Here is a 21,167-nt window from a genome sequence, read left to right as displayed (position 1 = left end):
ATCGATACCGACCACCGTGAGTAGCTGCGGGGCGTGCCGTTCCGCGAGCCGAGTCCGACGGGTGGGATTGTCGGCTCAATTTCGCCCACCGCTCCTTACGCACGCAGGGTGGATTTGTGTTGCTTACAGGGAGATCCCCGCCATCCGTCAAACGAGCAGCTGGGTGGCAAGCCTCGGATTTCAGCCAGGAGTATTGCGGTTCGCAACCATCGTCCGCGAACGCGCGCTGAACGCCGAGGATGCCCTCACCCGCACCCAGCGGACTACGACCAGTTCGGCACAGGCGGTAGCACTCTCCAGAGACGTCAAGGTTGCAGCAAGGGCGTACGGCTAGTCGCCGCCTGTCCATGGCTCTGGCCAGCAGGTTCTGATCATAAGAAGCTTTACCGACTTTGCTCTCTCGTTAGAGTATATTTACTCGACGCTGGCTGGCCCGCGTTCGCGTGCCCCGTCCGGCTCGGGGGGTCCATCCCGCGATCAGTCGCGCCCTGCGGCGAACCATTTGGCTAGACGGAGTGGATGCACGTTCATGCCTACACCCGATATTTCAGTGATTATCGGTGCATACAATGCGATGCCGTACCTGACTGAGACCCTGACTTCAGTGGTCGGGCAGAGCATCGGCCGCGACCGGCTGGAGGTCATCGCGGTCAATGACGGCTCGACGGACGGCACAGGTAAGGAACTTGAGCGGTTCGCCGAGCTCTACCCGGGTTTGTTCCAGGTGTTCCACCAAGAGAACTCCGGTGGCCCTTCCGCTCCACGCAACGCGGGTCTGGATCAGGCGCGTGGACGGTATGTCTTCTTCCTCGACGCTGACGACTATCTCGGCGAGGAAGCACTGGAGCGCATGTTCCAGATGGCCGAGGCCAACGGCACCGATGTGGTTCTGGGCAAGATGGTCGGGGTCAACGGACGTGGCGCGCCGGCGTCGATGTTCGCCCGTAATCAGCCGCGTACCGACGTCTTCAATTCGCGGGTGTACTGGGCTCTCAACCCGCTCAAGTTGATTCGCCGGGAGCTCGTCGAGCGGCACAAGCTGCGTTTCCCCGTCGGCTACAAGGTCTGCGAGGACCAGCTCTTCACGGCCCTCGCCTATCTGCGCGCCGACGGCATCTCGGTCGTGGCCGACTACGAGTGCTTGTTCATCGTCAAGCGCGACGACGGTCAGAACATCACTGTGACCACGCGGGGTGCGGAGCAGCGCATCCGGACGCTTGGGATGATGGTCGATGTGGTCGAGGAGAACGTGCCTGCGGGCCCTGACCGTGACAGGTTGATGAACCGGCATCTGACCATCGACTTGCACCACGCCCTGATCCATCTGGCCGAGGAGAGCGACCGGCAGGTTCAGGAGTTAGGATTCCACGAGCTGCGTGAGCTGCTGACGCGCTGCTACCCCGGCTCTCTCCGGGATCGAGTCAACGCGATTACGCGGTTGCGGTGCGAGCTGATCCTGCGGGGCCATCTCGATGAGCTGGTCGCCATGGAGCGGCTCGGGCTCGGTATCCGTTCCGCAGGCAAGCACCCCGACATCCTCGTGGAGAGCGGGCGCGCGTATGCCCGGCTGCCACATTTCCGGGATGGCGTGCTGGACATTCCCGACCATGTGTATGACGTGACGCGGGACCTTTCGGTCCGTCATCGGCTCGATTCAGTGAGCCTGGAGGACAGCCGACTGACCCTGACCGGTCACGCCTTTCTGCAGGACGTCCTCGCCGTGCCCTACAGCACGGAACTCGTGCTGCGTGAGCGGAACTCGGGGGTCGAGTACCGAGTCCCGGCTGAGGCTGTGGCCACTCCCCCTCCTGATGACACAGCCGGGAGTGGGCAGCAGGCTGCGCCTCCTGGAGGCTTCACTGTGACCGTCGATCTTGCTTCAGTTGCCGACGGTGGGCGCCCGCGGAAGGGGCTCTGGGACGTCCTCCTCGCTCTCGATGCCGCAGGGGTCTGCAAAGAATTCCGCATCGGTCATCAACGGCTGCCCGCAGTCAGCACCAAGCCAGAAGTTCATGTCGTCGCAGGTGCTGACGGCATCTTCGCAGCGGCCCTGTACTACACCCAGCCGTACGGCAACTTGACCGTCGATGTCGGTGAAAACAAGCACCGCGTGCCCCGCCGGCTCCTCAAGACCGAAGTCACGTGGATGCCGGCAGACGAACTGCACGTCCGGGGAGACTGGACGCTCGCAGCGTTCCCTGCTTCTGCGCTCGGCGTACGACTGGAGAATCAAGACGGCGAAAGCGTCGAATTCCTGGGATCCGGTGTTCCGACCGCCACAGGTTTCGCCGTCTCCATTCCCGTGACTGGGCTCGCACACGGCACGTGGCGGATGGCCGTCCGGCTTGCGGTCAGCGGACGAGACACCAGAGCCTGGTCGATCGAGGTCCCGGCCACGACGCCCCTGCCGCCAGTGCATCGAGACCTGACGAGATGCGTGAAGCCGGAGGCGCACGGCGGGCAGCTCGCCCTGCGGGTAGACCGGCTTCGGCTGCGCGGCGCGTTGCGCCGCCGTCTGGCGGCGGTAGCCCGGAGATCAGCGAAACGCCTTTCCGGGGATCACAACCGGTAGGACGCCGAGCGTGACTCATGAGCGGTCGATGAGCGTGAGTGGTGAGCGTGGCAAGACTTCTGGGGCAGGCGGCTTTCCGGAGACCTGGAAGGGAGCCGGCCCCGTCCACCCAGGTGAGCCACCTGACCATTGGCGGTTCGCAGTTGTACGCAGCGAAAGCGATACATACCCGACCGGGGGCAAGTGATCAGGGCGCGAGTCGTCGCCGGCTCGCGCACAGAGAACCGCCCTTGTCCGCCATCCGTGGACGGCGGACAAGGGCGGTCGGTGCTCAGTGGCCGGCGGTGAGCTGGCCTGCGAGTTTGTCGTGCATCTCGGCGCTGGGCTTGTTCAGGCCGACGATGGTGACTTTCTTGCCGCGCTGGGCGTACTTGGTCTCTATGGCGTCCAGGGCGGCGACCGATGAGGCGTCCCAGATGTGGGCGTCGGTGAGGTCGATGACGACGTCGTCCGGGTCGTCCTTGTAGTTGAACTGGTAGACGAGGTCGTTGGAGGAGGCGAAGAAGAGTTCGCCGGTGACCGCGTAGACGACCTGCTTGCCGTCGGGGTCGACGACCCCGGAGACCTCGGCGAGGTGGGCGACGCGCTTGGCGAAGATGACCATGGCGGTGATCGAGCCGAGAACGACGCCGATGGCGAGGTTGTGGGTGGCGACCACAGCGGCGACGGTGACGACCATGACGGTGGTCTCGCCGACGGGCATGCGCCCCAGCGTCTTGGGCTGGATGGAGTGCCAGTCGAAGGTCGCCATGGAAACCAGGATCATCACCGCGACCAGCGCCGCCATCGGGATGGTCGAGACGACCGGCCCGAACACGACGACCAGAACCATCAGGAAGACGCCGGCGAGGAAAGTGGAGAGCCGGGTGCGGGCGCCGGACGTCTTCACGTTGATCATGGTCTGGCCGATCATGGCGCAGCCGCCCATGCCGCCGAAGAAGCCGGTGACGATGTTGGCGATGCCCTGACCGATGGACTCGCGGGTCTTGTTGGAGTGCGTGTCGGTGATGTCGTCCACGAGCTTGGCGGTCATCAGCGACTCCATGAGCCCGACCAGCGCGAAAGCGAGGGCGTACGGGGCGATGGTGGTCAGCGTGTCCATCGTGAACGGCACGTCCGGCAGGCCCGGAACCGGCAGGGACGAGGGCAGGTCGCCCTTGTCACCGACGTTCGGCACCGCGATGCCGGCGGCAACAGTGATCACGGTCAGGATGACGATGGAGACCAGGGGGGCCGGGATGACGGTGGTGACCTTGGGGAAGAAGATCATGAGCGCGAGGCCGGCGGCGATCAGCGGGTAGACGGCCCACGGCACGTCCCGCATCTCGGGCACCTGGGCCATGAAGATCAGGATGGCGAGGGCGTTGACGAAGCCCACCATGACGCTGCGCGGTACGAAGCGCATCAGCTTGGCGACGCCCAGGGCCCCGAGAACGATCTGGATGATGCCGCCGAGGATGACCGCGGCGATCAGGTACCCGAGCCCGTACTCGTGGTTGAGCGGGGCGATGACCAAGGCAATCGCGCCGGTCGCGGCGGAGATCATGGCCTTGCGCCCGCCCACGATCGAGATCACCACGGCCATGGTGAAGGACGCGAACAGACCGACGGCCGGGTCGACCCCGGCGATGATCGAGAAGGAGATCGCCTCGGGGATCAGAGCCAGGGCGACCACGAGGCCGGCCAGCACCTCGGTGCGGAAGACCTTCGGGGAGGCGAGCCAGTCGGGCCTTGACATGCGCAGCTTGGGAACTACGGACAGCGGTGAAGACATGCAACCGTTCCTGTTCGGGCGCACACACCCATCCGCTGGATGCCCACGCGTCGTACTCGACTCCACACCAAGGGGCGGAATCCCCGGCGGCCCGGCCTCGATGGGGGCCCTGCCGGATGGAAGAGCAGCCGCTGTGGCTGCCGGTCGGGCATCATTGCCCGGAAGTCTGCGGGTGGAGACGGGCCCGATCAGGGCCCCCTCTGGCGGGGCTGCCCTTGCCGCACCTGCACAGCGCGGGCACCCTCGCCAAAGACTCTACTCTGACGTGAGGGCAGAGTGCGAGTTGCGGCTTGTGAAATGCAGGTAAACAGGCCCTCGGACCGTGTGATTCCAGACACGTATGCTGGCGCACTTCAAGTGTTCGTAGTCCGGCGGAACGCAGAAGGTGAAGGCACGGAGAATGACTGAGCGGCAGATGCAGATCGGCGAGGTGGCCGAGCGGACGGGCTTGTCGCTGCGCACGATCCGGCACTACGAGGAAGTCGGCCTCGTCATCCCCTCCGCGCGCAGCAAGGGCGGCTTCCGCCTCTACACCGAGGCCGACGTCGATCGCCTGATGGTGATCCGCAGGATGAAGCCGCTGGACTTCTCCCTGGAGGAGATGCGCGACCTGCTGGAGATCACTGACCGCATCGCCGCGGTCGACGACCCTCCGACGGGCGAAGAGCGGGACCGGCTGCGCGAGCGCCTGGACACCTACCGCAGGGTCGCTGACGCCCGCTGCGAGACGCTGCGCGCGCAGCTGATGGCAGCCGAGGACTTCGCCAGCACGCTCCGCCGGAGGCTGGGGACACGGAGGTGACGACGTGCACGACAGGCGAGTGCTCGCTTCCGGGCGACGCTCTGCGCTGCGCCCGGACAGCCCGTTGCCTCACCAAGGCGTAGGGCTGCTTCAGTAACACCAGCAGGTGCCGTCGCTCGGCTGCTGAATCCAGCTGTACGTGCCGCCGTCGGCGGGGCCGCGCGGAAAGGCCACCGTCAGCGCATCCGCCCGGTAGGTGCGCACCCGCTCGGGTTTGCCGCGCTGGTCGGTGCACTCCGTGTTGTGCGTACGCGTCAGCAAGCCGGCACCGCATGGTCGGCGAGCAACACTACTCTAACGAAACAGTAGAGTGGTGGGCCGAGTCGCCCCTGATCCGCACGCACAACCGCCCTTTTTTCACATGCCTTTACGGACCAGCCGGTCTGCAGCGAGCCGCATACCGTTGCCCTACGTGAGAGTGGACGGGCGGCGATCGCCTGCAACTCCGGCGCTTCGTGACCGCCCCGGGGAGCCGGCTGGAGGACGGATGGCGGTCCGCCCGGACACGTCCTGACGGAAGGCCCAAGCCATCTCCGGTTCGGTCACGCTCCGGAGGATCCGGCGCACCGGCGGGGTGCACATCAGGGTGACGGCGACCGCGGCCATCAGCGAGACGGCGACCTTGCCGAGGGGGTGGCTCAGCCATGTGTACGTGTCGAAGATCCCTACGTACTTGGCTCCCTTGATCACGAATCCGTGGAGCAGATAGCCGCAGATCGTTCCCGCGCCGAGGACCGTGAACCACATGTGCCGACGAGGCACCCAGGACAAGAAAGCGGCCGTCAGCAGCAGGGAACAGCCGAAGAGCGCGAAGGTCATGACCGGGCCGAGCCACCACGGGCCGTCGAGCTCCTGGGCGCTGTTGGTACGGAAGAACCAGCTGGTCTTCATCCGGGTCGCGGCCCAGTACGCGAACAGCAAGGCACCGACGAAGAGCGGCACAGCCAGCAACCGGACCTCACGCCGCCGCACGATCTGCAAGTGCTCGGGCTTGAGGCACAGCCCCAGCACAAAGAACGGCAGGAACTGCAACACCCGCTGAAGGTTGAGGTCGGCGCCCACGTCAGGGGTGACCGACCCGAGCGCGGCGAGGCCGAGCGCTACCGGCATCGGGTGGCGCAGAAGGCGCCACAGCGGAGTCGTCAGCCGCCAGATGAACAGCGCGGCCAAGAACCAGGTGAGAAAGAACGGGTCCAGCAGGCTGATCGCGTGATCGGGTGCGTCATCGACGTACCGCTTGAACAGCGAGTACGCCACCTCGAAGACGACGTATGGCACGGCGATGCCGGTCACCAGACGTTTGATCTGGTGGGGACGGGCGGCGAAACTGCGCGAGAGATAGCCGGAGATGACGATGAAGGCCGGCATGTGGAACGTGTAGATGAAGATGTAGATGGCCTTGGTGGCGCGGCTGCCCTCCAGCGCCTCCCAGGAGTGCGCCACGGCCACCAGCACGATCAGCAGGTACTTCGCGTTGTCGAAGAACGCATCCCGTTTACCGGCCGCAGCCGGCTGCCCTCTTTGCGGCTGCGGCGGCTGCTGTACGGCCACGGCGGCCGAGGACGACACGTCCGCTTGGGGCTCGTTGCGCCGGAGCGCCGACTCCGCCACCGCCGGCCCGCCGACCGCAGCCTTGCCGAGTTTGAGACCGAATCCGTCGGACCGAGGCACGTCGTTCAAGAAATCTCTACTTTCGCGTAACAGTAGGGATGCTTCAGTAAATTTCGCTTCGCAAGCCGTTTAGATGCGATGGTCGCGGAGGGCCCAGACAGCAGGAACGGGCGCTGAGGAAACGCCTCACCGATGCTCGGCAAGGGAGCGACGACCCTCACAACATGGACTCTACCAGGCACTTTACTTGTGCTTTACGCAACGCATGAGCGCGGAGCCGCAGCATCGCAATGCCCGGGGGGGCGACCGATCCCGGGAGGCCCGAGACGACAGACCGAGCCTCCTGGCCGCCGAACCGCACCTCCAAACCCTGCCACAAGGTGAAGTTGTGCGGCTACTGACGGACAAGCTGCCACGCCTCGTCCGGGCGGCTCCACCCGGGTCCAGGAAGAGGCGTCCCAGGTCGGGGCTTACTCGTGTGCGGCGAGGAGAGGGGCGAGAGGGGCGTCAGGGAATTCACGTTCGAAGGAGTTGGCCGCCAGCGGTCCGGGAAGTGGGCGAGCTGGGCCTTGTCGAGGACCCTGGTCAGAGCCTCACTCTGGAGTGCCGGGAGCGGTTGAGTGCCTCCGCACCGGCCGCGTCGGTGCACCGGGCCAGGTGGCAGGCAGCCTCCAGCCGTACGGGTGCGAAGAGTTCGCCCTCCATGCGCTCGCTGCGGTGGATTCGCCGTGCTCACCGAGGGCGGCCTCGAACTCGGTGCCACGCATGTGATCGCCGCGTCCGGTGAGTTCGGCAACCCGCACATACCTGCGCTGCCCGGCCTGGACGGCTTCAGCGGTGCGGTTCTGCGTTCTTCGGCGTACAGCTCACGACTTGGATACGTCGGCCTGGAGTACCAGCACAAGAACGCCTCCGCATCGCTGCGGGGCGTGGGGCGTGGGGCGTGATGCGGCGTACGTCATCAAGAGGCTGGCCGGGTAGCGGGTCGGCCCGGGCCGCGCGGTCGCGGGCTCGGGCCGGCAAGCGGTGTCAGGAACGGCGGTCCCTCTCGGCCCACACTGTGATCACCGAGGGGCGCGGGATGCTGCCCGGTCCGTCGGGCCAGACGGAGGCGGGCTTCTCGGTGGTGGCGCCGTCGGCCTCGCCCGGGTGCTGGGCGGCGATGAGGATGCGGTCCTCGGTGATGATCGGGCCGCAGGTCTCGGCGGCCTTGGGGACGGTCAGGAACTGCTTGACGTGTCCGCGGTGCGGGCCCTTGACCGGGACGACGAACAGGCCGTCGTTGGAGCCGAGCGCACTGCCGTCGGTGGCGAGCCACAGGTTGCCGTGCTCGTCGAAGGCGATGTTGTCCGGGCAGGAGATCGGGCTGACCTCGGACTTGTCGTATCCGGCGAAGTACGTCGACGGGTCGGCCGGGTCGCCGCAGACCAGCATGAGGCGCCAGCGGAAGGACTTCGCGCCCGCGTCGGAGTGGCGCTCGTCCAGTTCCAGGATGTGGCCGTGCTTGTTGCCGGTGCGGGGGTTGGCCTCGTCCGGGTCGGCCTTGCCCGCCTTGCCGCGGTCGGAGTTGTTGGTCAGTGCGACGTAGAGGCGGCCCGTGTGCGGGTGCGGCTCGACGTCCTCGGGGCGGTCCATCTTGGTGGCGCCCGCCTTGTCGGCGGCCAGGCGCGTGAATACGTACACCTCTTCGGCCGTCATGCCCGTGACGAAGGACTTGTTTCCGCTGGCCAGCGGGATCCATTCGCCGCCGCCGTCGAAGGTCCCGTCCTCGGGGAGCTTGCCGGTGCCGTCGATCTCGGCGGCCGGGGAGTCGCCGGTGAACATGGCGACGTACAGCGTGCCCTCGTCGAGCAGGCGCAGGTTGTGCTCGCGTGCCGCGCGGCTGATGCCCTTCTTGTACGCGTGGGTGGAGACGTACTTGTAGAGGTAGTCGAAGCGTTCGTCGTCGCCCATGTAGAGCGCCACCCGGCCGTCGTCGGTCAGGCGGGGCTCGGCGGCCTCGTGCTTGAAGCGGCCCAGGGCGGTGCGCTTGCGCGGGACGGAGTCGGGGTCGTACGGGTCGATCTCGACTATCCAGCCGTGCCGGTTGGGCTCGTTGGGCTCCTTGGCTATGTCGAAGCGGGCGTCGAAGCGTTCCCACTTGCGGCCGCTGGCTCCGGCGGGCAGGCCGTAGCGGGCCAGGCGCTGCTTGGCGACGGGCTCGGTGACGGTGACGGCGTTGGCGAAGTACTGGTTGAAGTTCTCCTCGCCGGAGAGCACGGTGCCCCACGGGGTGATGCCACCGCCGCAGTTGTTCAGGGTGCCCAGGACGGTGCGGCCCGTCGGGTCGGCGCTGGTCTTGAGCAGGTCGCTGCCCGCGGCCGGCCCGGTGAGCCTGAACGGCGTGGTCGCGGTGATACGCCGGTTGAGGGCGTCCCCGGCGACCGGCCACATGCGTCCGGAGTCGCGGTCAGCGTCGACGACCAGGACACTCAGCCCGTGGGCCGCCCACGCTGTCTCGACCTGCTCGCGGGTCGGGCTGGCGGGGTCGTACCCGAAGAACATGATCTCTTCGTTGGTGTACTCGTGATTGACGACCAGCAGCTGGTGCCTGCGCCGGTGCGGCAGGTCGAGGAGCGCCATGTAGTCGCAGTTGTAGCCGAACTGGAGGGCCTGGGCCTTCGGGCTCTGCTTGCGGGCGTCGAAGCGCGGGGCGCCCGGCAGGACCGGGTCACCCCAGCGGATGACGACCTGGTGCGCGTAGCCGGGCGGCACGGTGATGGCGTCCGCGGTGTTCGGCGGTACCGGTTCGAAGCGCAGGCCGCGCGGGAGGTGGCTGCTGCTGGAGTCCGGGCCGGCCACGGCCGGCGTGAGGGGCGCCGTGACGACCGCCGTCCCCACTGCCAGGACGGCGCCGCCCTTGAGGACGCCTCTGCGGGAGAGCGCCTGGCGGGCGATGTCGCCGAAGTAGGTGTTGAGGGAGCGGTTGGGTGCGTCGTGGGAGCACGCGTCTCCGCAGCGGTAGCGACAGGTCAGTGCGGAGCGGGCGGTGTTGTGAGAGGGAAGCAGGGGAAGCTCCCTTTTTCTGGCGGCGCCGTCGCCGGGCTGGTCGAGCACGTTTGCCTCCACGCGAGGGGTAAAGGTGGGAACGTCCGGCCTATAGATAGGCGGTCGTCGATCTGAGACGGTAGGCGCGGGCAGCGCGGAGCGAGACAGCCGAATGGTGAACACCGCTCAAACTTTGGCCACTTGGAGGCGCGAGACCTCCGGGTGCGGCCATTGAGGGACCCTTCTCCCGTCACCTTTCATCATGATCTATCTATATAGATGAACGGCTATCGTTCATCGCTGTGGGGCCTCTCATACACCGCCTGTTCATATAGACGCGCTTCGATCCAAGTGTCCGACCGGCGCTCACTGCGCCCCTCATCCACACCGCCGGGAAACCCGGCAGACACGAGGATCGAGAGTCACGTGAACATTCCCACTTCGTTGCGCCGAGCCAAGGCTCCCCTGGCTCTGACGGCGGCCGTGATGCTGGCCGCGAGCGCGTGCGGCGGTGCCGACGCGGGCTCGGAGGGCGGCAGTGGCGACAAACTGTCCGGAACCATCAAGGTGGACGGATCCAGCACGGTGGCGCCGCTGTCCACGGCGGCGGCCCAGCTGTTCCAGGCCGAGAACGCGGGCGTGAAGGTCACTGTCGGCACCTCGGGCACCGGTGGCGGCTTCGAGAAGTTCTGCGCCGGTGAGACCGACATCTCCAACGCCTCGCGTGCGATCAAGGACGAGGAAAAGGCTGCCTGCGACAAGAAGGGCGTCAAGTACGAGGAGTTCACGGTCGCCAACGACGGTCTGTCCGTCGTGGTGAGCAAGGACAACGACTTCGCGGAGTGCCTGACCGTCGAGCAGCTGAAGAAGATCTGGGAGCCCGGCTCCAAGGTCACCAACTGGAACCAGGTCGACAAGAAGTTCCCGAACCAGAAGCTGGAGCTGTTCGGCGCCGGCACCGACTCGGGCACCTTCGACTACTTCACCGACGCGATCAACGGTGAAGAAGGCGCGTCCCGTACGGACTACAGCCCGAGCGAGGACGACAACGTCACCGTCCAGGGTGTCTCCGGATCCAAGGGCGGCATGGGCTACTTCGGCCTCTCCTACTTCGAGGAGAACAAGGACAAGCTCAAGGCCCTGAAGATCGACGGCGGCGACGGCTGCGTCGCGCCGAGCGTCAAGACCGTGCAGGACGGAACCTACAAGCCGCTGTCCCGGCCGCTGTTCATCTACCCGAAGGCCACCTCGCTGGAGAAGAAGGAGGTGGAGGCGTTCGTCGAGTTCTACGTCGAGAACAACGCCGACATCGCCGAGAAGGCCCAGTTCGTACCGCTGAACTCCGAGCAGGAGACCGAGCTGAAGAAGGACCTCGAGACGCTGCGGGAGCAGCACAAGTCATGAGTTCGCCTTCCCTGGGGCAGCGGACCGCTTCAGGAAGCCTGGGCTTCCTGAAGCGGTCCCAGCCGCGCTACGGCGAGAAGGTCATCAAGGTCCTCCTGGTGGCCGCCTCCCTGGTCTCGGTGCTGACCACGATCGGCATCGTCATCGCCCTGATCCCGCCGGCGATCACGTTCTTCGGCAAGGTCGACTTCGGAGACTTCATCAGCGGCACGAACTGGTCGCCGCTGTTCAAGCCGCCGCACTTCGGTGTCCTGCCACTCGTCGGCGGCACACTGATGGTCACGTTCATCGCCCTGCTGGTCGCTGTGCCGCTGGGGCTGGGCGCGGCCATCTACCTGAGCGAGTACTCCAACCCGCGGGTGCGCAAGGTCTTCAAGCCGCTGCTGGAGGTGCTCGCGGGCATCCCCACCGTCGTCTACGGCTTCTTCGCGCTCAAGGCCATCACGCCGCTGCTGCAGGACATCTGGCCAGGCGGCGAGGGCCCGCAGGTCTTCAACGCGCTGGCCGCCGGCTTCGTCATGGGCATCATGATCATCCCCACGATCGCCTCACTCGCCGAGGACTCCATGAGCGCGGTGCCGCGCGCCCTGCGCGACGGCGCGTTCGCCCTCGGATCCTCGCGCATGCAGGTCTCCACCCGCGTCGTCGTGCCCGCCGCGCTGTCGGGCATCGTCGCCGCCGTCGTGCTGGGCATCTCCCGCGCGCTCGGCGAGACGATGATCGTCGCCATCGCCGCGGGCGGCCGTCCGAACCTGTCCTTCGACCCGCTCGAAGGCATGCAGACCATGACGGCGTTCATCGCCGCGGCCGGCATCGGCGACCTGCCCACCGGCTCCATCGGCTACCAGACGATCTTCGCGGTGGGCTCCCTGCTGTTCGTCATGACACTGGTGATGAACCTGCTCAGCATCCGTCTCGTGCGCAAGTACCGCGAGGTGTACGAATGAGTTCTCCCGTCATCGAACGACCCGCCACCACCGGCATGCCCGAGGTCCCCCGGCTGAAGGGCCGCGGCACTCCGTGGCGCGAGCGGTTCTTCCACCTCAGCCTGTGGGCGTCGCTGGCTGTCGCCGCCGTCTTCCTCGCCTCGTTGCTCACCTATGTGATCGTCGAGGGCTGGCCCCGCCTGGACTCGCGGATCTGGTCGAACTTCCCCGACATCATCGACCCGTCCAACGCCGGCGCCCAGTCGGCGATCATGGGCACGGTCTGGGTGATCGCGTTCACCGCGCTGTACTGCCTGCCGACCGGCATCCTCACCGCGATCTACCTGGAGGAGTACGCCGACCCCAACCGGTGGTGGAACCGCGCGATCGAGATCAACATCCAGAACCTCGCCGCAGTGCCCTCCATCGTCTACGGCATCCTCGGACTCGGCGTCATCTCCCGTGGCCTGGGCTTCGGCCAGACCGTCATGACGGCCTCGCTGACCCTGTCGCTACTGGTCCTGCCGGTGGTGATCATCTCCTCCCGCGAGGCGATCCGCGCGGTACCGCAGTCGATCCGCCAGGCGTCCCTGGCGCTGGGTGCGACCCAGTGGCAGACCATCCGCCGCCAGGTGCTGCCGGCTGCCGTACCCGGCATGGCGACGGGCTCGATCCTGGCCCTGTCCCGCGCCATCGGTGAGGCGGCCCCGCTGCTGCTCCTGGGCGGGCTGACGTTCATCACGTTCAACCCGACCGGCGCGCAGAGCTCCTTCACCGTCCTGCCGATCCAGATCTTCAACTGGATCAGCCAGTCCCGTGCCGAGTTCACCGCGCTGGCGTCCGCAGCGATCGTGATCCTGCTGGTGATCCTGCTGGCGATGAACTCCGTGGCGATCTGGCTCCGCAACCGCTACTCCCGCCGCTGGTGACCGCCATGGACTCCGCAACCTCCACAACCGACCTCACCACAACCGAAGTTGACTCTCCGCAGGAGACCGCGATGACCCCTCCTTCCGACACCACCGGCGGCACCCGGACCCCGCAAGTCGCCTTCCGCGATGCCCCGTCCCTGGACGGCCCGGTCTTCGAGGTCGGCGGCCTGTCGGTCTTCTACGGAGACCACGAGGCCGTCCGCGACGTCAACATGAACATCGGCCACCGCCAGATCACCGCGATGATCGGCCCCTCGGGCTGTGGCAAGTCCACCGTCTTGCGGTGCTTCAACCGCATGAACGACCTGGTGCCCACGGCGCGCGTGCAGGGCAAGGTCCACTACCACCAGGAAGACCTGTACGGGCGGGACGTCGACCCCATCGAGGTCCGCCGCCGTATCGGCATGGTCTTCCAGAAGCCCAACCCGTTCCCCAAGTCGATCTACGACAACATCGCCTACGGACCGCGGGTCGGCGGCTTCAAGGGCAATCTCGACGACCTTGTCGAGGAGACGCTCACGCATGCGGCGCTGTGGGACGAGGTCAAGGGCAAGCTCAAGACCTCGGCGCTGGCCCTCTCCGGCGGCCAGCAGCAGCGCCTGTGCATCGCCCGCACCATCGCGGTCAAGCCCGAAGTGATCCTCATGGACGAGCCCTGCTCGGCGCTGGACCCGATCGCCACCGCCAGGATCGAAGACCTCATGGAGCACCTGTCCCAGGAGTTCACGATCATCGTCGTCACCCACAACATGCAGCAGGCCGCGCGCGTCTCGCACCGCACCGCCTTCTTCACCGCGGACGTCGACGACAAGGGCGAGCGCCACGGACGGCTGGTCGAGTACGACGAGACCGCCCGCCTCTTCTCCAACCCCTCCGACCAGCGCACCGAGGACTACATCTCCGGCCGTTTCGGCTGACAGAACTGTCTGACGTCCGCCCCTTTGCGCATTTCCCGTGAAGGAGTACCCGGGTGACACCCGACGCACAACGGCCACCTGTGACCGCCACGACCGGCGGTCACAGTGGCGCAGAAGACGGCAAGACCCCCGACCTGCTGCTGGCCGAGCCCGACGTACAGCTGGCCGACGCGACGGTCGAACGCTTCTCGGGAGCGGGCATACGCACCATCGTCTGCCACGACGGCGCCGAAGCCCTCCTCCAGGTCGGCGCCCACCACCCCCGGGCGGTGCTTCTCGGCGCCCCGCTGCCGGTCGTCGGCGCGGCGGCGGTCACCGAGCTGATCTCACGCCTGCACCCCGTCCCGGTCATGGTCGGCGCGGGCCCCGACGGCACGGCCGAGGCCACCGAGGCGCTGGCGGCCGGCGCGGTCGCCGTCGTGGCCCGCCCGTACCGGGCCGGGGAGATCCTGCCGCTGCTGATGGGCGGCCGTACAGCGGGCGACGGCTCCGCGCCCACCCTGGTCGTCGGTGATATCGAGCTTGATGCGGCAGGCTTTCACGTCTACGTACGCGGCCGCTCGCTGCAGTTGCCGGTACGTGAATTCATGCTGCTGCGCTACCTGATGGAGCATGCCAACCGGGTCGTCAGCCGCAGCGAACTGACCCAGGCGATCTGGGGTGTCCAGTCATTGGGGAGCAACAGCCTCACGGTCCACGTCCGCCGCGTACGCAACCGCCTGCGGGAAGACTCCGGAAGCTGCTGCACGATCGACGCCATCCGCGGCATGGGCTACCGCCTGGAATGCAGCACCAAGGACCGTCGACAAGCCACGGTCGGCTCCTCTCACCCCACACCCACGGTGTAGTGGGGGCCCGGCTCGCGATCATCGTTGCGCCCGTGCCCTGATCGACGAGTGTTGGTGTCCGGCTCAGCGTCTCGTTGATCCCTCGACCGAAATCCTGGGGTGTTGTCAGTGGCCGCAGCTATCGTGACGTTGGGTAGCCCTTCTGGCCTACGGCGCAGACGGTACCCCGGTCGATAGGGCGAGGAGCCGCACACATGGAACGTGCAGAAGACGGCCACGATGACGAGCCAACGGAACCGACAACAGAGGCAACGCCGACATCGGACCCCGCCCGTCCGGCTCGTGACGAGATACTCGCGTCGTCCACTCCATCGCTCACGGAGAGCGCCAGCAGCCGGGGCGCCGGGCGGTCGGATGCGCTCGCCGAAGCCGCCCGCCGGGCGGGTGCGGCGCATGCCGGTTCGCTCGCCGACGCAGCACGTCGGGCAGCCGCGACAGCCCCGCAACCCAAGGTCGGCAATGCGCTTGCCGAGATCGTCCGCCAGGCCGGCGCCACGCATTCCAGCGGTCTCGCTCAGACTGCCGCCCGGTTGAGCTCTCGGCAGTCCGGGCCTCTTGCCGCCGACATCGCCCGCACGATTGGTGCGAGTGGCTATGCGGCCGAGATTGCCCGGCAGGCCAATGCCATCAGCTCGCTCATGGAGATCGCCAGCCGGGCCGGGGCATCGGGGCGGGCAGGGTTGATGGCAGAAGTCGCTCAGCAGCTGGAGACCTCCAGAGGAAAGGTCCTGTCGGAACTTGCTGCCCGGGTCCGACCCGCCGTGGCGGGCGGGGCCTTCACTGTTGCCGCTGCAGCGCGGGACTACGCGACCTGGGCTTCGCGCGCGCAGAGTGCTTTCGAGACCTTGGGCAGCGAGAGATCTCAGCGCTTGGGGCTCGCGGCGGGTGGGCTGGCCGCGGCGGCGGCGAATCTGCGGGGACTGGACGAGCTGACTCCCGGGCTTGGCCGGTTGGCGCAGTTTTCGGCAACGGCCCGGCTGGCGGAAGTCGCCACGGGGCCGGGGGCCCTGGCGAGCTGGCGGATCTCGTTGGAGGCGAACAGTCGGCTTGAAGCGGCCTTGAAGAACGTTGCTGTCCCCTCCTCTGCGCTCACGGAGCTGGCCCGGTTGGCCGGCACCCAGGTTCGTCTGACCGACTGGATGGTGGAACGCGACCGCGGTCGGCGGCTCCTGGGAGAGCTCAGCGGTCGTCCGGTGCTGCGCTGGGCGAATTCCCTGGCCCAGTCGCTGGAATTTCCGGAGGAGCCCGGGCTGTGGGCGTCGGCGGTCACCGGTCGTACGAACCTCGCGCTGGTCAGTACGGACGCCCTCGTCGCCGAGGACACTGACGGTGATTTCACCGAGGCGGCCGAGTTGGTCGAGGAGGAAATCCTCGCTCCCTGGCAAGCCGCTCGCTTTGACGCATTCGCCGATCTCTATGCGGTGCTGGGTTCGTTCGACAAGCACGTGCCCGAGCTGCTGGACGGTGCATGGGACGACATCCGCCGGGCCGGGCCGGCCGCCGCTGTGAAGGCTGCCAACTGCGTCATCGAGGCGGTGGACCGGACGTTTCGTGCGGCTGCCCCGGACGAGAAGGTCCGCGCCTGGCACGAAGCCGAGAAACGCCCGAAGCAGGAGTGGGAAGGCGAGACCCGGCCGCCCCATGCGCTGCGGGCCAAGTATCTTGCGCGCAATCTCGCCGGCGACCGCAAACTCGTTGAGGCCCAGTCGGATGCGTTCGCCGCAATGCACCGGCGTATCCGCGGGACGCTCCAGGGCATCAAGCACGCGTCGCAGGGCGACATCACGAAGGTGAGGTCGCTTCTGATGGCTGCTGAGTGCTTGCTCGTCTCGCTTCTCCTGGAGGAGAGCGAACCCGGCGAATGATCACGAACGGTGGGGTGTCGACGAGTGGGATTCGAGGTCGGTGATATGCCCGTCGACGAAGCGGAGGTTAGGTCGGGCACCGTCGCCCCCTCGCAAGGTGGTTGATCACGCGCTTCGAATGGACGCAGAGCCAGAACCCCGCCCCGGGCCCTGGTCAGAACTGCCCGGGTCGAGGAGTTCCTGGGCGAGGTGGTCGACTCGTACGCGCAGTCCGTCGCGTACCGCTCGCGCGCTCTCGATGTCCAGGCCGCTCAGGTCGGGCAGGTCCCAGTCCAGGTAGCGACGGCCCGCACGTATGGGACACGCATCGCCACAGCCCAGCGTGACGACGATGTCGGCGGTGGTGACCACCTCGGGGGTCAGCGGCTTGGGGAACTCCCCGTCGACGTCCAGTCCGTCCTCGGCAAGGAGCTGGCGTACGACTGGTGCGATGTCGGCGCCGGGCTCCGATCCGGCGCTCAGCACTCGGACCGCCCCGCCCGCCTCGTGCCGCAGCAAGGCGGCGGCCAGCTGCGAGCGGCCGGCGTTCTCCGTGCAGACGAAGAGGACCTCCGGGACCGGCTTCGGCGAGAGGCCCATGCCCCGTGCGAGCGCTCCGAGCCGCTGGTCGGCGAAGCGTTCGACCAGTACGGGGAGGTGCTTGCCCACCCGGGCCCGGGCGGACAGGAGCTCGGCGCACTCGTCGACGTAGCGGGACACCGTCTCGCGGGAGTAGGCCCGGCTGTGGCGCGCGGAGAGCCTGATGGTGATGCGTTCGAGGACGGCGCGGCTGTCTCGCAGCGGTGGTGTGGGCGGTCCGACGGGAGCTTGCTCGTCCATCGCGCATCCCTTCCGAGGAGGGAGGCGTGCTGCCGCCCACCCGTAAGCATAGGTAATCATCTATGTACGGGATAGGCTGCAATGAAAGTGAACGCTAAGTGAACACACGCCCGAGGGGCCCTCGGGGCCCCGGGGCCTCACTCGAACGCCCTTATGGTGAATAGATGGCTATCACTGCATACGGAGCAGCCGAGGCGGCAGTGGACGAGGCGGAGACGCAGTCCTGTACGTCAGGGCTTGCCTGCCTGCTCATCGAACGCGAAGAAGCCCAGCGCCTCGCCGACATGCTCAAGGCCATCGCCGACCCCACCCGTCTGCAACTGCTCCGCATCATCGAGCGGGCCCCCGCCGGAGAAGCGTGCGTGTGTGACCTGACCGAATGCCTCGGCCTTCGCCAGCCCACCGTCAGCCACCACCTGAAGATAATGACCGAGGCGGGTCTGCTGAACCGTGAACGCCGGGGCACCTGGTCCTGGTTCTCGGTCAACAACGACGGTCTGCGCCGCGTCCGGGACATCCTGGACCCGCTCAGCTGAGGCTGGTCTCCCGCACCCACGCTTGGGCGGCGACCTGGACGGCGTCCCACGGGGAGCCGAGCGGCGGGGTGTAGGACAGGTCAAGGTCGCTGATGCCGTCGACCTCCATCCCGTGGAACAGCGCCGTCGCGAATACGTCGACGCGCTTGGAGATTTCCGCGCCTCGCCGCCCGACAAGCTGAGCGCCCAAGAGCAAACCGCTGGTGGCATCGCCGGTGACCCGTACCGAGATCGGCGTGGCTCCCGGGTAGTACGCCTTGTGGTCGTCCGGGCTGGACGCGGTCGTCACTGGATTCCAGCCGCGCTCCACCAAAGTGCCTCGTGTTCACGCAGCCCCGTACGGGCGGCGACGAGGTCGAAGACCTTCACCACCTGCGTGCCCAGGCTCCCCGCGAAGCGGCGGTTTCCGCCGAGCGCGTTCTCACCGGCAACGCGGCCCTGCTTGTGTGCGGTGGTGCCCAGCGGCACCCAGGTCGGGCCGAGCAGCCGATGGTGGGTGATGACGCAGTCCCCGGCGGCGTACACGTCCGGCAGCGAGGTGCGCATGTGTTCGTCGACGTCGATCGCACCCTTGGCCCCGGTACGCGCCCCGGCGTCGACCGCGAGTGCCGTATCCGGCCGGACGCCGACCACGACCAGAACCAGGTCGACGTCCCGGCTCAGGGACTCGCCGCCGGGTCCGGCTGCCCGGATCCGCAGCCTGTCGCCTTCACGTGAGACTGAGGAGACGGTGGTCCCGGTGACGACCTCCACACCGTGGTCAGTGAGTTCGGCGTGGACCAGGGCGCCCAGTTCGGGGTCGACAGTCGGCAGGACCTCGGGCAGGGCTTCGATCTGGGTGACGGCGATGCCGCGGGTGGTGAGTGCTTCGGCCATCTCCAGGCCGATGTAACCGGCGCCGATCACCACCGCCTTGGCCGGCCGACGCTCTTCGATGCTGCGCATCACCTCGAAGGTGTCGCCCATGCTGGGCAGCAGATGAACACCGTCCCGCGCGCCCAGAGCCTGCGGGCCCGTCAGCCCTTCGATAGGCGGGCGGATGCTGACCGCGCCCGTCCCCACGATCAGAGCGTCGTACGACAGCAGTTCGGCCCGGCCGTCCTCGTCGCGTACGACGAGCCGCCGCCCGGCCACGTCGATGGAGGTGGCCCGTGTGTTCGTACGCACTTGCATGCCGGTGGCTTTGAGGCCCTCGGCGGTGCGGTGGGCGAGGTGCGTCCAGTGCGCCACCTCGCCGGACACGTAGTACGGGATGCCGCAGATGGAAAAGTTGGGGTACTTGTCTGCCACGACCACGGTGACGTCGCTGTCGGGATCGAGTTCGCGGGCGCGGAGCGCGGCGCTGATGCCCGCGTCGCTTCCGCCGATCGCGACGATGCGCTTGCTGGTCACCGTGGGCCTCCGGGGGAGGGTGCGTACGAGGTCAGGGATAGGACAGCACGCGCCCCGGCAGCGCGCGACCGCTGCCGGGCGGCGGGTGTGATCAGGCGATGAAGTCCGCGAGGTCGCGCTCGAGGGCGGCCTTGGGCTTGGCGCCGACGATGGTCTTGGTGACTTCCCCGCCGACGTACACGTTCATGGTCGGGATCGACATGACGCCGTACTTGGCGGCCGTCTCGGGGTTCTCGTCGATGTTGAGCTTGACGATCTCGATCTTCTCGCCGTGCGCGGCCGCGATCGCTTCGAGGGGGAGCTGGCGGCACGGGCCGCACCAGGCGGCCCAGAAGTCGACAAGCACAGGCTTGTCGCTCTTGAGGACGTCCTGCTCGAAGGAGTCGTCGGTGGTGTTCTTGAGGGCCATGGGAGACCTCCTCTTGGGTGCTGCGTGTCAGACGGTGGCCGGGGTCTTGTCCGGCTCAGCCGTGTTCCCCGTGTCGGCGAGGGCGGCGAGGTAGCGCTCGGCGTCCAGGGCGGCCGCGCAGCCGGAGCCTGCCGCGGTGATCGCCTGGCGGTAGGTGTGGTCGACGACGTCGCCGGCGGCGAAGACGCCCGGGATGTTCGTACGGGTCGAGGGAGCCTCGACCTGGAGATAGCCCTCGTCGTCCAGCTCCAGCTGGCCCTTGAAGAGCTCGCTGCGCGGATCGTGGCCGATCGCGATGAACAGCCCGGTCGCATCGAGGTCGCGCGTCTCGCCGGTGATGACGTCGCGAAGGGTCAGGCCGGAGAGCATGCCGCCCTCCTCCTTGATCTCGGCGATCTCACTGTCGAAGGCGAAGGAGATCTTGTCGTCGGCGAAGGCGCGGTTCTGCATGACCTGCGAGGCCCGCAGGGTGGAGCGCCGGTGGACGACGGTGACCGACTTCGCGAAGCGGGTGAGGAAAGTCGCCTCCTCCATCGCGGTGTCGCCGCCGCCGACCACGACAATGTCGCGCTCGCGGAAGAAGAACCCGTCACAGGTGGCGCACCACGACACTCCGCGCCCGGAGAGCTCGTCCTCACGCGGCAGGCCCAGCTTGCGATAGCCGGAGCCGGTCGCCACGATCACGGCCTTCGCGCGGTGAACGGTGCCCGCGGAGTCCGTGACTTCCTTGATGTCGCCGGTCAGGTCGACAGAGACGATGTCGTCGTCGATCATCTCGGCGCCGAAGCGCTCGGCTTGCGCCCGCATGTCCTCCATGAGCTGAGGGCCCTGGACACCCTCGGGGAAGCCGGGGAAGTTCTCGACCTCGGTCGTCGTCGTCAGCGAGCCGCCCACAAAGATCGCGCCGCCGAAGACCAGGGGCTTGAGGTCGGCTCGGGCCGTGTAGAGGGCTGCGGTGTAGCCCGCGGGCCCGGAGCCTATGACGATGACGTTCCGCACATCCGTGCCGGCGCTCACTTGGAGGGCTCCGGAGCGATCTCCTTGATCAGGCCCTCGACGAGCGTCTTGATCTCGTCGCGGATCGGGCGTACGGCCTCAACGCCCTGACCGGCCGGGTCTTCGAGCTTCCAGTCGAGGTAGCGCTTGCCCGGGAAGACGGGGCAGGTGTCGCCGCAGCCCATCGTGATGCAGACGTCGGACTCCTTGACGGCGTCGACGGTGAGGATCTTCGGGGTCTCGGCGGAGATGTCGATGCCGACCTCGGCCATCGCCTCGACGGCGGCCGGGTTCACGGCGTTGCCGGGGTTGGATCCCGCCGAGCGGACCTCGACGC

The 21,167-nt window shown here is 67.4% G+C and carries 20 protein-coding genes; 10 read left to right on the top strand and 10 right to left on the bottom strand.

Features of this window, described 5'->3' with window-relative positions:
• Window positions 1-529 precede the first annotated feature (529 nt).
• Window positions 530-2,572: a glycosyltransferase family 2 protein gene (locus J7I98_RS38925; RefSeq protein ID WP_214929789.1), complete on the top strand. Its 2,043-nt coding sequence runs from the start codon at window positions 530-532 to the stop codon at window positions 2,570-2,572.
• A 271-nt stretch (window positions 2,573-2,843) separates the two neighbouring features.
• On the opposite strand, the gene J7I98_RS38920 is transcribed toward J7I98_RS38925, so the two are convergent.
• Window positions 2,844-4,346 carry a SulP family inorganic anion transporter gene (locus J7I98_RS38920; protein ID WP_214929788.1) on the bottom strand — a complete coding sequence of 501 codons (1,503 nt, stop codon included), beginning with the start codon at window positions 4,344-4,346 and terminating at the stop codon, window positions 2,844-2,846.
• Between the two features lie 400 nt (window positions 4,347-4,746).
• On the opposite strand from J7I98_RS38920, the gene J7I98_RS38915 reads away from it, so the two are divergent.
• Window positions 4,747-5,148: a MerR family transcriptional regulator gene (locus J7I98_RS38915; protein WP_214929787.1), complete on the top strand. Its 402-nt coding sequence runs from the start codon at window positions 4,747-4,749 to the stop codon at window positions 5,146-5,148.
• A gap of 90 nt (window positions 5,149-5,238) precedes the next feature.
• Here the strand turns inward: J7I98_RS38915 and J7I98_RS38910 are convergent, their stop codons facing one another.
• Window positions 5,239-5,409: a hypothetical protein gene (locus J7I98_RS38910; RefSeq protein ID WP_214929786.1), complete on the bottom strand. Its 171-nt coding sequence runs from the start codon at window positions 5,407-5,409 to the stop codon at window positions 5,239-5,241.
• Window positions 5,410-5,556: 147 nt separating this feature from the next.
• The gene (locus J7I98_RS38905) at window positions 5,557-6,759 is read right to left on the bottom strand and encodes an acyltransferase family protein (protein WP_214929803.1); all 1,203 of its coding nucleotides are present in this window, start codon (window positions 6,757-6,759) and stop codon (window positions 5,557-5,559) included.
• 728 nt (window positions 6,760-7,487) lie between these two features.
• Here J7I98_RS38905 and J7I98_RS38900 point away from each other — a divergent pair.
• Window positions 7,488-7,706: a hypothetical protein gene (locus J7I98_RS38900; RefSeq protein ID WP_214929785.1), complete on the top strand. Its 219-nt coding sequence runs from the start codon at window positions 7,488-7,490 to the stop codon at window positions 7,704-7,706.
• An 82-nt stretch (window positions 7,707-7,788) separates the two neighbouring features.
• Here the strand turns inward: J7I98_RS38900 and J7I98_RS38895 are convergent, their stop codons facing one another.
• Window positions 7,789-9,867, bottom strand: a complete 2,079-nt coding sequence (locus J7I98_RS38895; protein WP_308378099.1) for a PhoX family phosphatase — start codon at window positions 9,865-9,867, stop codon at window positions 7,789-7,791.
• 345 nt (window positions 9,868-10,212) lie between these two features.
• On the opposite strand from J7I98_RS38895, the gene J7I98_RS38890 reads away from it, so the two are divergent.
• From J7I98_RS38890 to J7I98_RS38865, 6 genes are all read left to right on the top strand, one after another.
• Window positions 10,213-11,190: a PstS family phosphate ABC transporter substrate-binding protein gene (locus tag J7I98_RS38890; protein ID WP_214929784.1), complete on the top strand. Its 978-nt coding sequence runs from the start codon at window positions 10,213-10,215 to the stop codon at window positions 11,188-11,190.
• A complete protein-coding gene (pstC, locus tag J7I98_RS38885; protein WP_214929783.1) occupies window positions 11,187-12,137 on the top strand; it encodes a phosphate ABC transporter permease subunit PstC in 951 nt (316 codons plus the stop codon). Before J7I98_RS38890 ends, pstC begins: the two co-directional genes overlap by 4 nt.
• Window positions 12,134-13,045 carry a phosphate ABC transporter permease PstA gene (gene pstA, locus J7I98_RS38880; protein ID WP_214929782.1) on the top strand — a complete coding sequence of 304 codons (912 nt, stop codon included), beginning with the start codon at window positions 12,134-12,136 and terminating at the stop codon, window positions 13,043-13,045. Before pstC ends, pstA begins: the two co-directional genes overlap by 4 nt.
• 71 nt (window positions 13,046-13,116) lie before the next feature.
• On the top strand, window positions 13,117-13,965 hold the full coding sequence (gene pstB / locus J7I98_RS38875) for a phosphate ABC transporter ATP-binding protein PstB (protein ID WP_251021842.1): 849 nt from the start codon (window positions 13,117-13,119) through the stop codon (window positions 13,963-13,965).
• A gap of 53 nt (window positions 13,966-14,018) precedes the next feature.
• Complete coding sequence (locus J7I98_RS38870) at window positions 14,019-14,813, top strand: response regulator transcription factor (protein ID WP_214929781.1); 795 nt, start codon at window positions 14,019-14,021, stop codon at window positions 14,811-14,813.
• A gap of 194 nt (window positions 14,814-15,007) precedes the next feature.
• The gene (locus J7I98_RS38865) at window positions 15,008-16,678 is read left to right on the top strand and encodes a hypothetical protein (RefSeq protein WP_214929780.1); all 1,671 of its coding nucleotides are present in this window, start codon (window positions 15,008-15,010) and stop codon (window positions 16,676-16,678) included.
• 105 nt (window positions 16,679-16,783) lie between these two features.
• On the opposite strand, the gene J7I98_RS38860 is transcribed toward J7I98_RS38865, so the two are convergent.
• A complete protein-coding gene (locus J7I98_RS38860; RefSeq protein ID WP_214929779.1) occupies window positions 16,784-17,497 on the bottom strand; it encodes a low molecular weight phosphatase family protein in 714 nt (237 codons plus the stop codon).
• Between the two features lie 164 nt (window positions 17,498-17,661).
• Here J7I98_RS38860 and J7I98_RS38855 point away from each other — a divergent pair, with 164 nt between their 5' ends.
• Complete coding sequence (locus J7I98_RS38855; RefSeq protein WP_214929778.1) at window positions 17,662-18,033, top strand: helix-turn-helix transcriptional regulator; 372 nt, start codon at window positions 17,662-17,664, stop codon at window positions 18,031-18,033.
• Here the strand turns inward: J7I98_RS38855 and J7I98_RS41940 are convergent.
• The 5 genes from J7I98_RS41940 to J7I98_RS38835 all read right to left on the bottom strand — a co-directional run.
• Window positions 18,026-18,322: a hypothetical protein gene (locus J7I98_RS41940; RefSeq protein ID WP_308378098.1), complete on the bottom strand. Its 297-nt coding sequence runs from the start codon at window positions 18,320-18,322 to the stop codon at window positions 18,026-18,028. The genes J7I98_RS38855 and J7I98_RS41940 overlap by 8 nt on opposite strands.
• On the bottom strand, window positions 18,319-19,425 hold the full coding sequence (locus tag J7I98_RS38850) for an FAD-dependent oxidoreductase (RefSeq protein ID WP_308378097.1): 1,107 nt from the start codon (window positions 19,423-19,425) through the stop codon (window positions 18,319-18,321). Before J7I98_RS38850 ends, J7I98_RS41940 begins: the two co-directional genes overlap by 4 nt.
• Before the next feature lie 91 nt (window positions 19,426-19,516).
• On the bottom strand, window positions 19,517-19,834 hold the full coding sequence (trxA, locus tag J7I98_RS38845; protein ID WP_214929777.1) for a thioredoxin: 318 nt from the start codon (window positions 19,832-19,834) through the stop codon (window positions 19,517-19,519).
• A 27-nt stretch (window positions 19,835-19,861) separates the two neighbouring features.
• A complete protein-coding gene (trxB, locus tag J7I98_RS38840) occupies window positions 19,862-20,851 on the bottom strand; it encodes a thioredoxin-disulfide reductase (RefSeq protein WP_214929776.1) in 990 nt (329 codons plus the stop codon).
• The coding region (locus tag J7I98_RS38835) for a phosphotyrosine protein phosphatase (RefSeq protein WP_214929775.1) at window positions 20,848-21,167 on the bottom strand (320 nt) is incomplete at its 5' end. The genes J7I98_RS38835 and trxB, both read right to left, overlap by 4 nt.

The organism is Streptomyces sp. ISL-98, from assembly GCF_018614055.1.
GTDB classification, from domain to species: Bacteria; Actinomycetota; Actinomycetes; order Streptomycetales; family Streptomycetaceae; genus Streptomyces; species Streptomyces spiramyceticus.
The sequence above is the reverse complement of the archived record's forward strand: the minus strand, read 5'-3'. Positions and strand labels throughout refer to the sequence as shown.

Excerpts from the sequence above, each read along its gene's own strand:
- J7I98_RS38915 (WP_214929787.1), top strand. The coding sequence starts at position 4,747 with ATGACTGAGCGGCAGATGCAGATCGGCGAGGTGGCCGAGCGGACGGGC.
- J7I98_RS38855 (WP_214929778.1), top strand. The coding sequence starts at position 17,662 with ATGGCTATCACTGCATACGGAGCAGCCGAGGCGGCAGTGGACGAGGCG.
- J7I98_RS38860 (WP_214929779.1), bottom strand. The coding sequence starts at position 17,497 with ATGGACGAGCAAGCTCCCGTCGGACCGCCCACACCACCGCTGCGAGAC.
- pstA (WP_214929782.1), top strand. The coding sequence starts at position 12,134 with ATGAGTTCTCCCGTCATCGAACGACCCGCCACCACCGGCATGCCCGAG.
- trxA (WP_214929777.1), bottom strand. The coding sequence starts at position 19,834 with ATGGCCCTCAAGAACACCACCGACGACTCCTTCGAGCAGGACGTCCTC.
- pstC (WP_214929783.1), top strand. The coding sequence starts at position 11,187 with ATGAGTTCGCCTTCCCTGGGGCAGCGGACCGCTTCAGGAAGCCTGGGC.
- J7I98_RS38920 (WP_214929788.1), bottom strand. The coding sequence starts at position 4,346 with ATGTCTTCACCGCTGTCCGTAGTTCCCAAGCTGCGCATGTCAAGGCCC.
- pstB (WP_251021842.1), top strand. The coding sequence starts at position 13,117 with ATGACCCCTCCTTCCGACACCACCGGCGGCACCCGGACCCCGCAAGTC.
- J7I98_RS38865 (WP_214929780.1), top strand. The coding sequence starts at position 15,008 with ATGGAACGTGCAGAAGACGGCCACGATGACGAGCCAACGGAACCGACA.
- J7I98_RS38925 (WP_214929789.1), top strand. The coding sequence starts at position 530 with ATGCCTACACCCGATATTTCAGTGATTATCGGTGCATACAATGCGATG.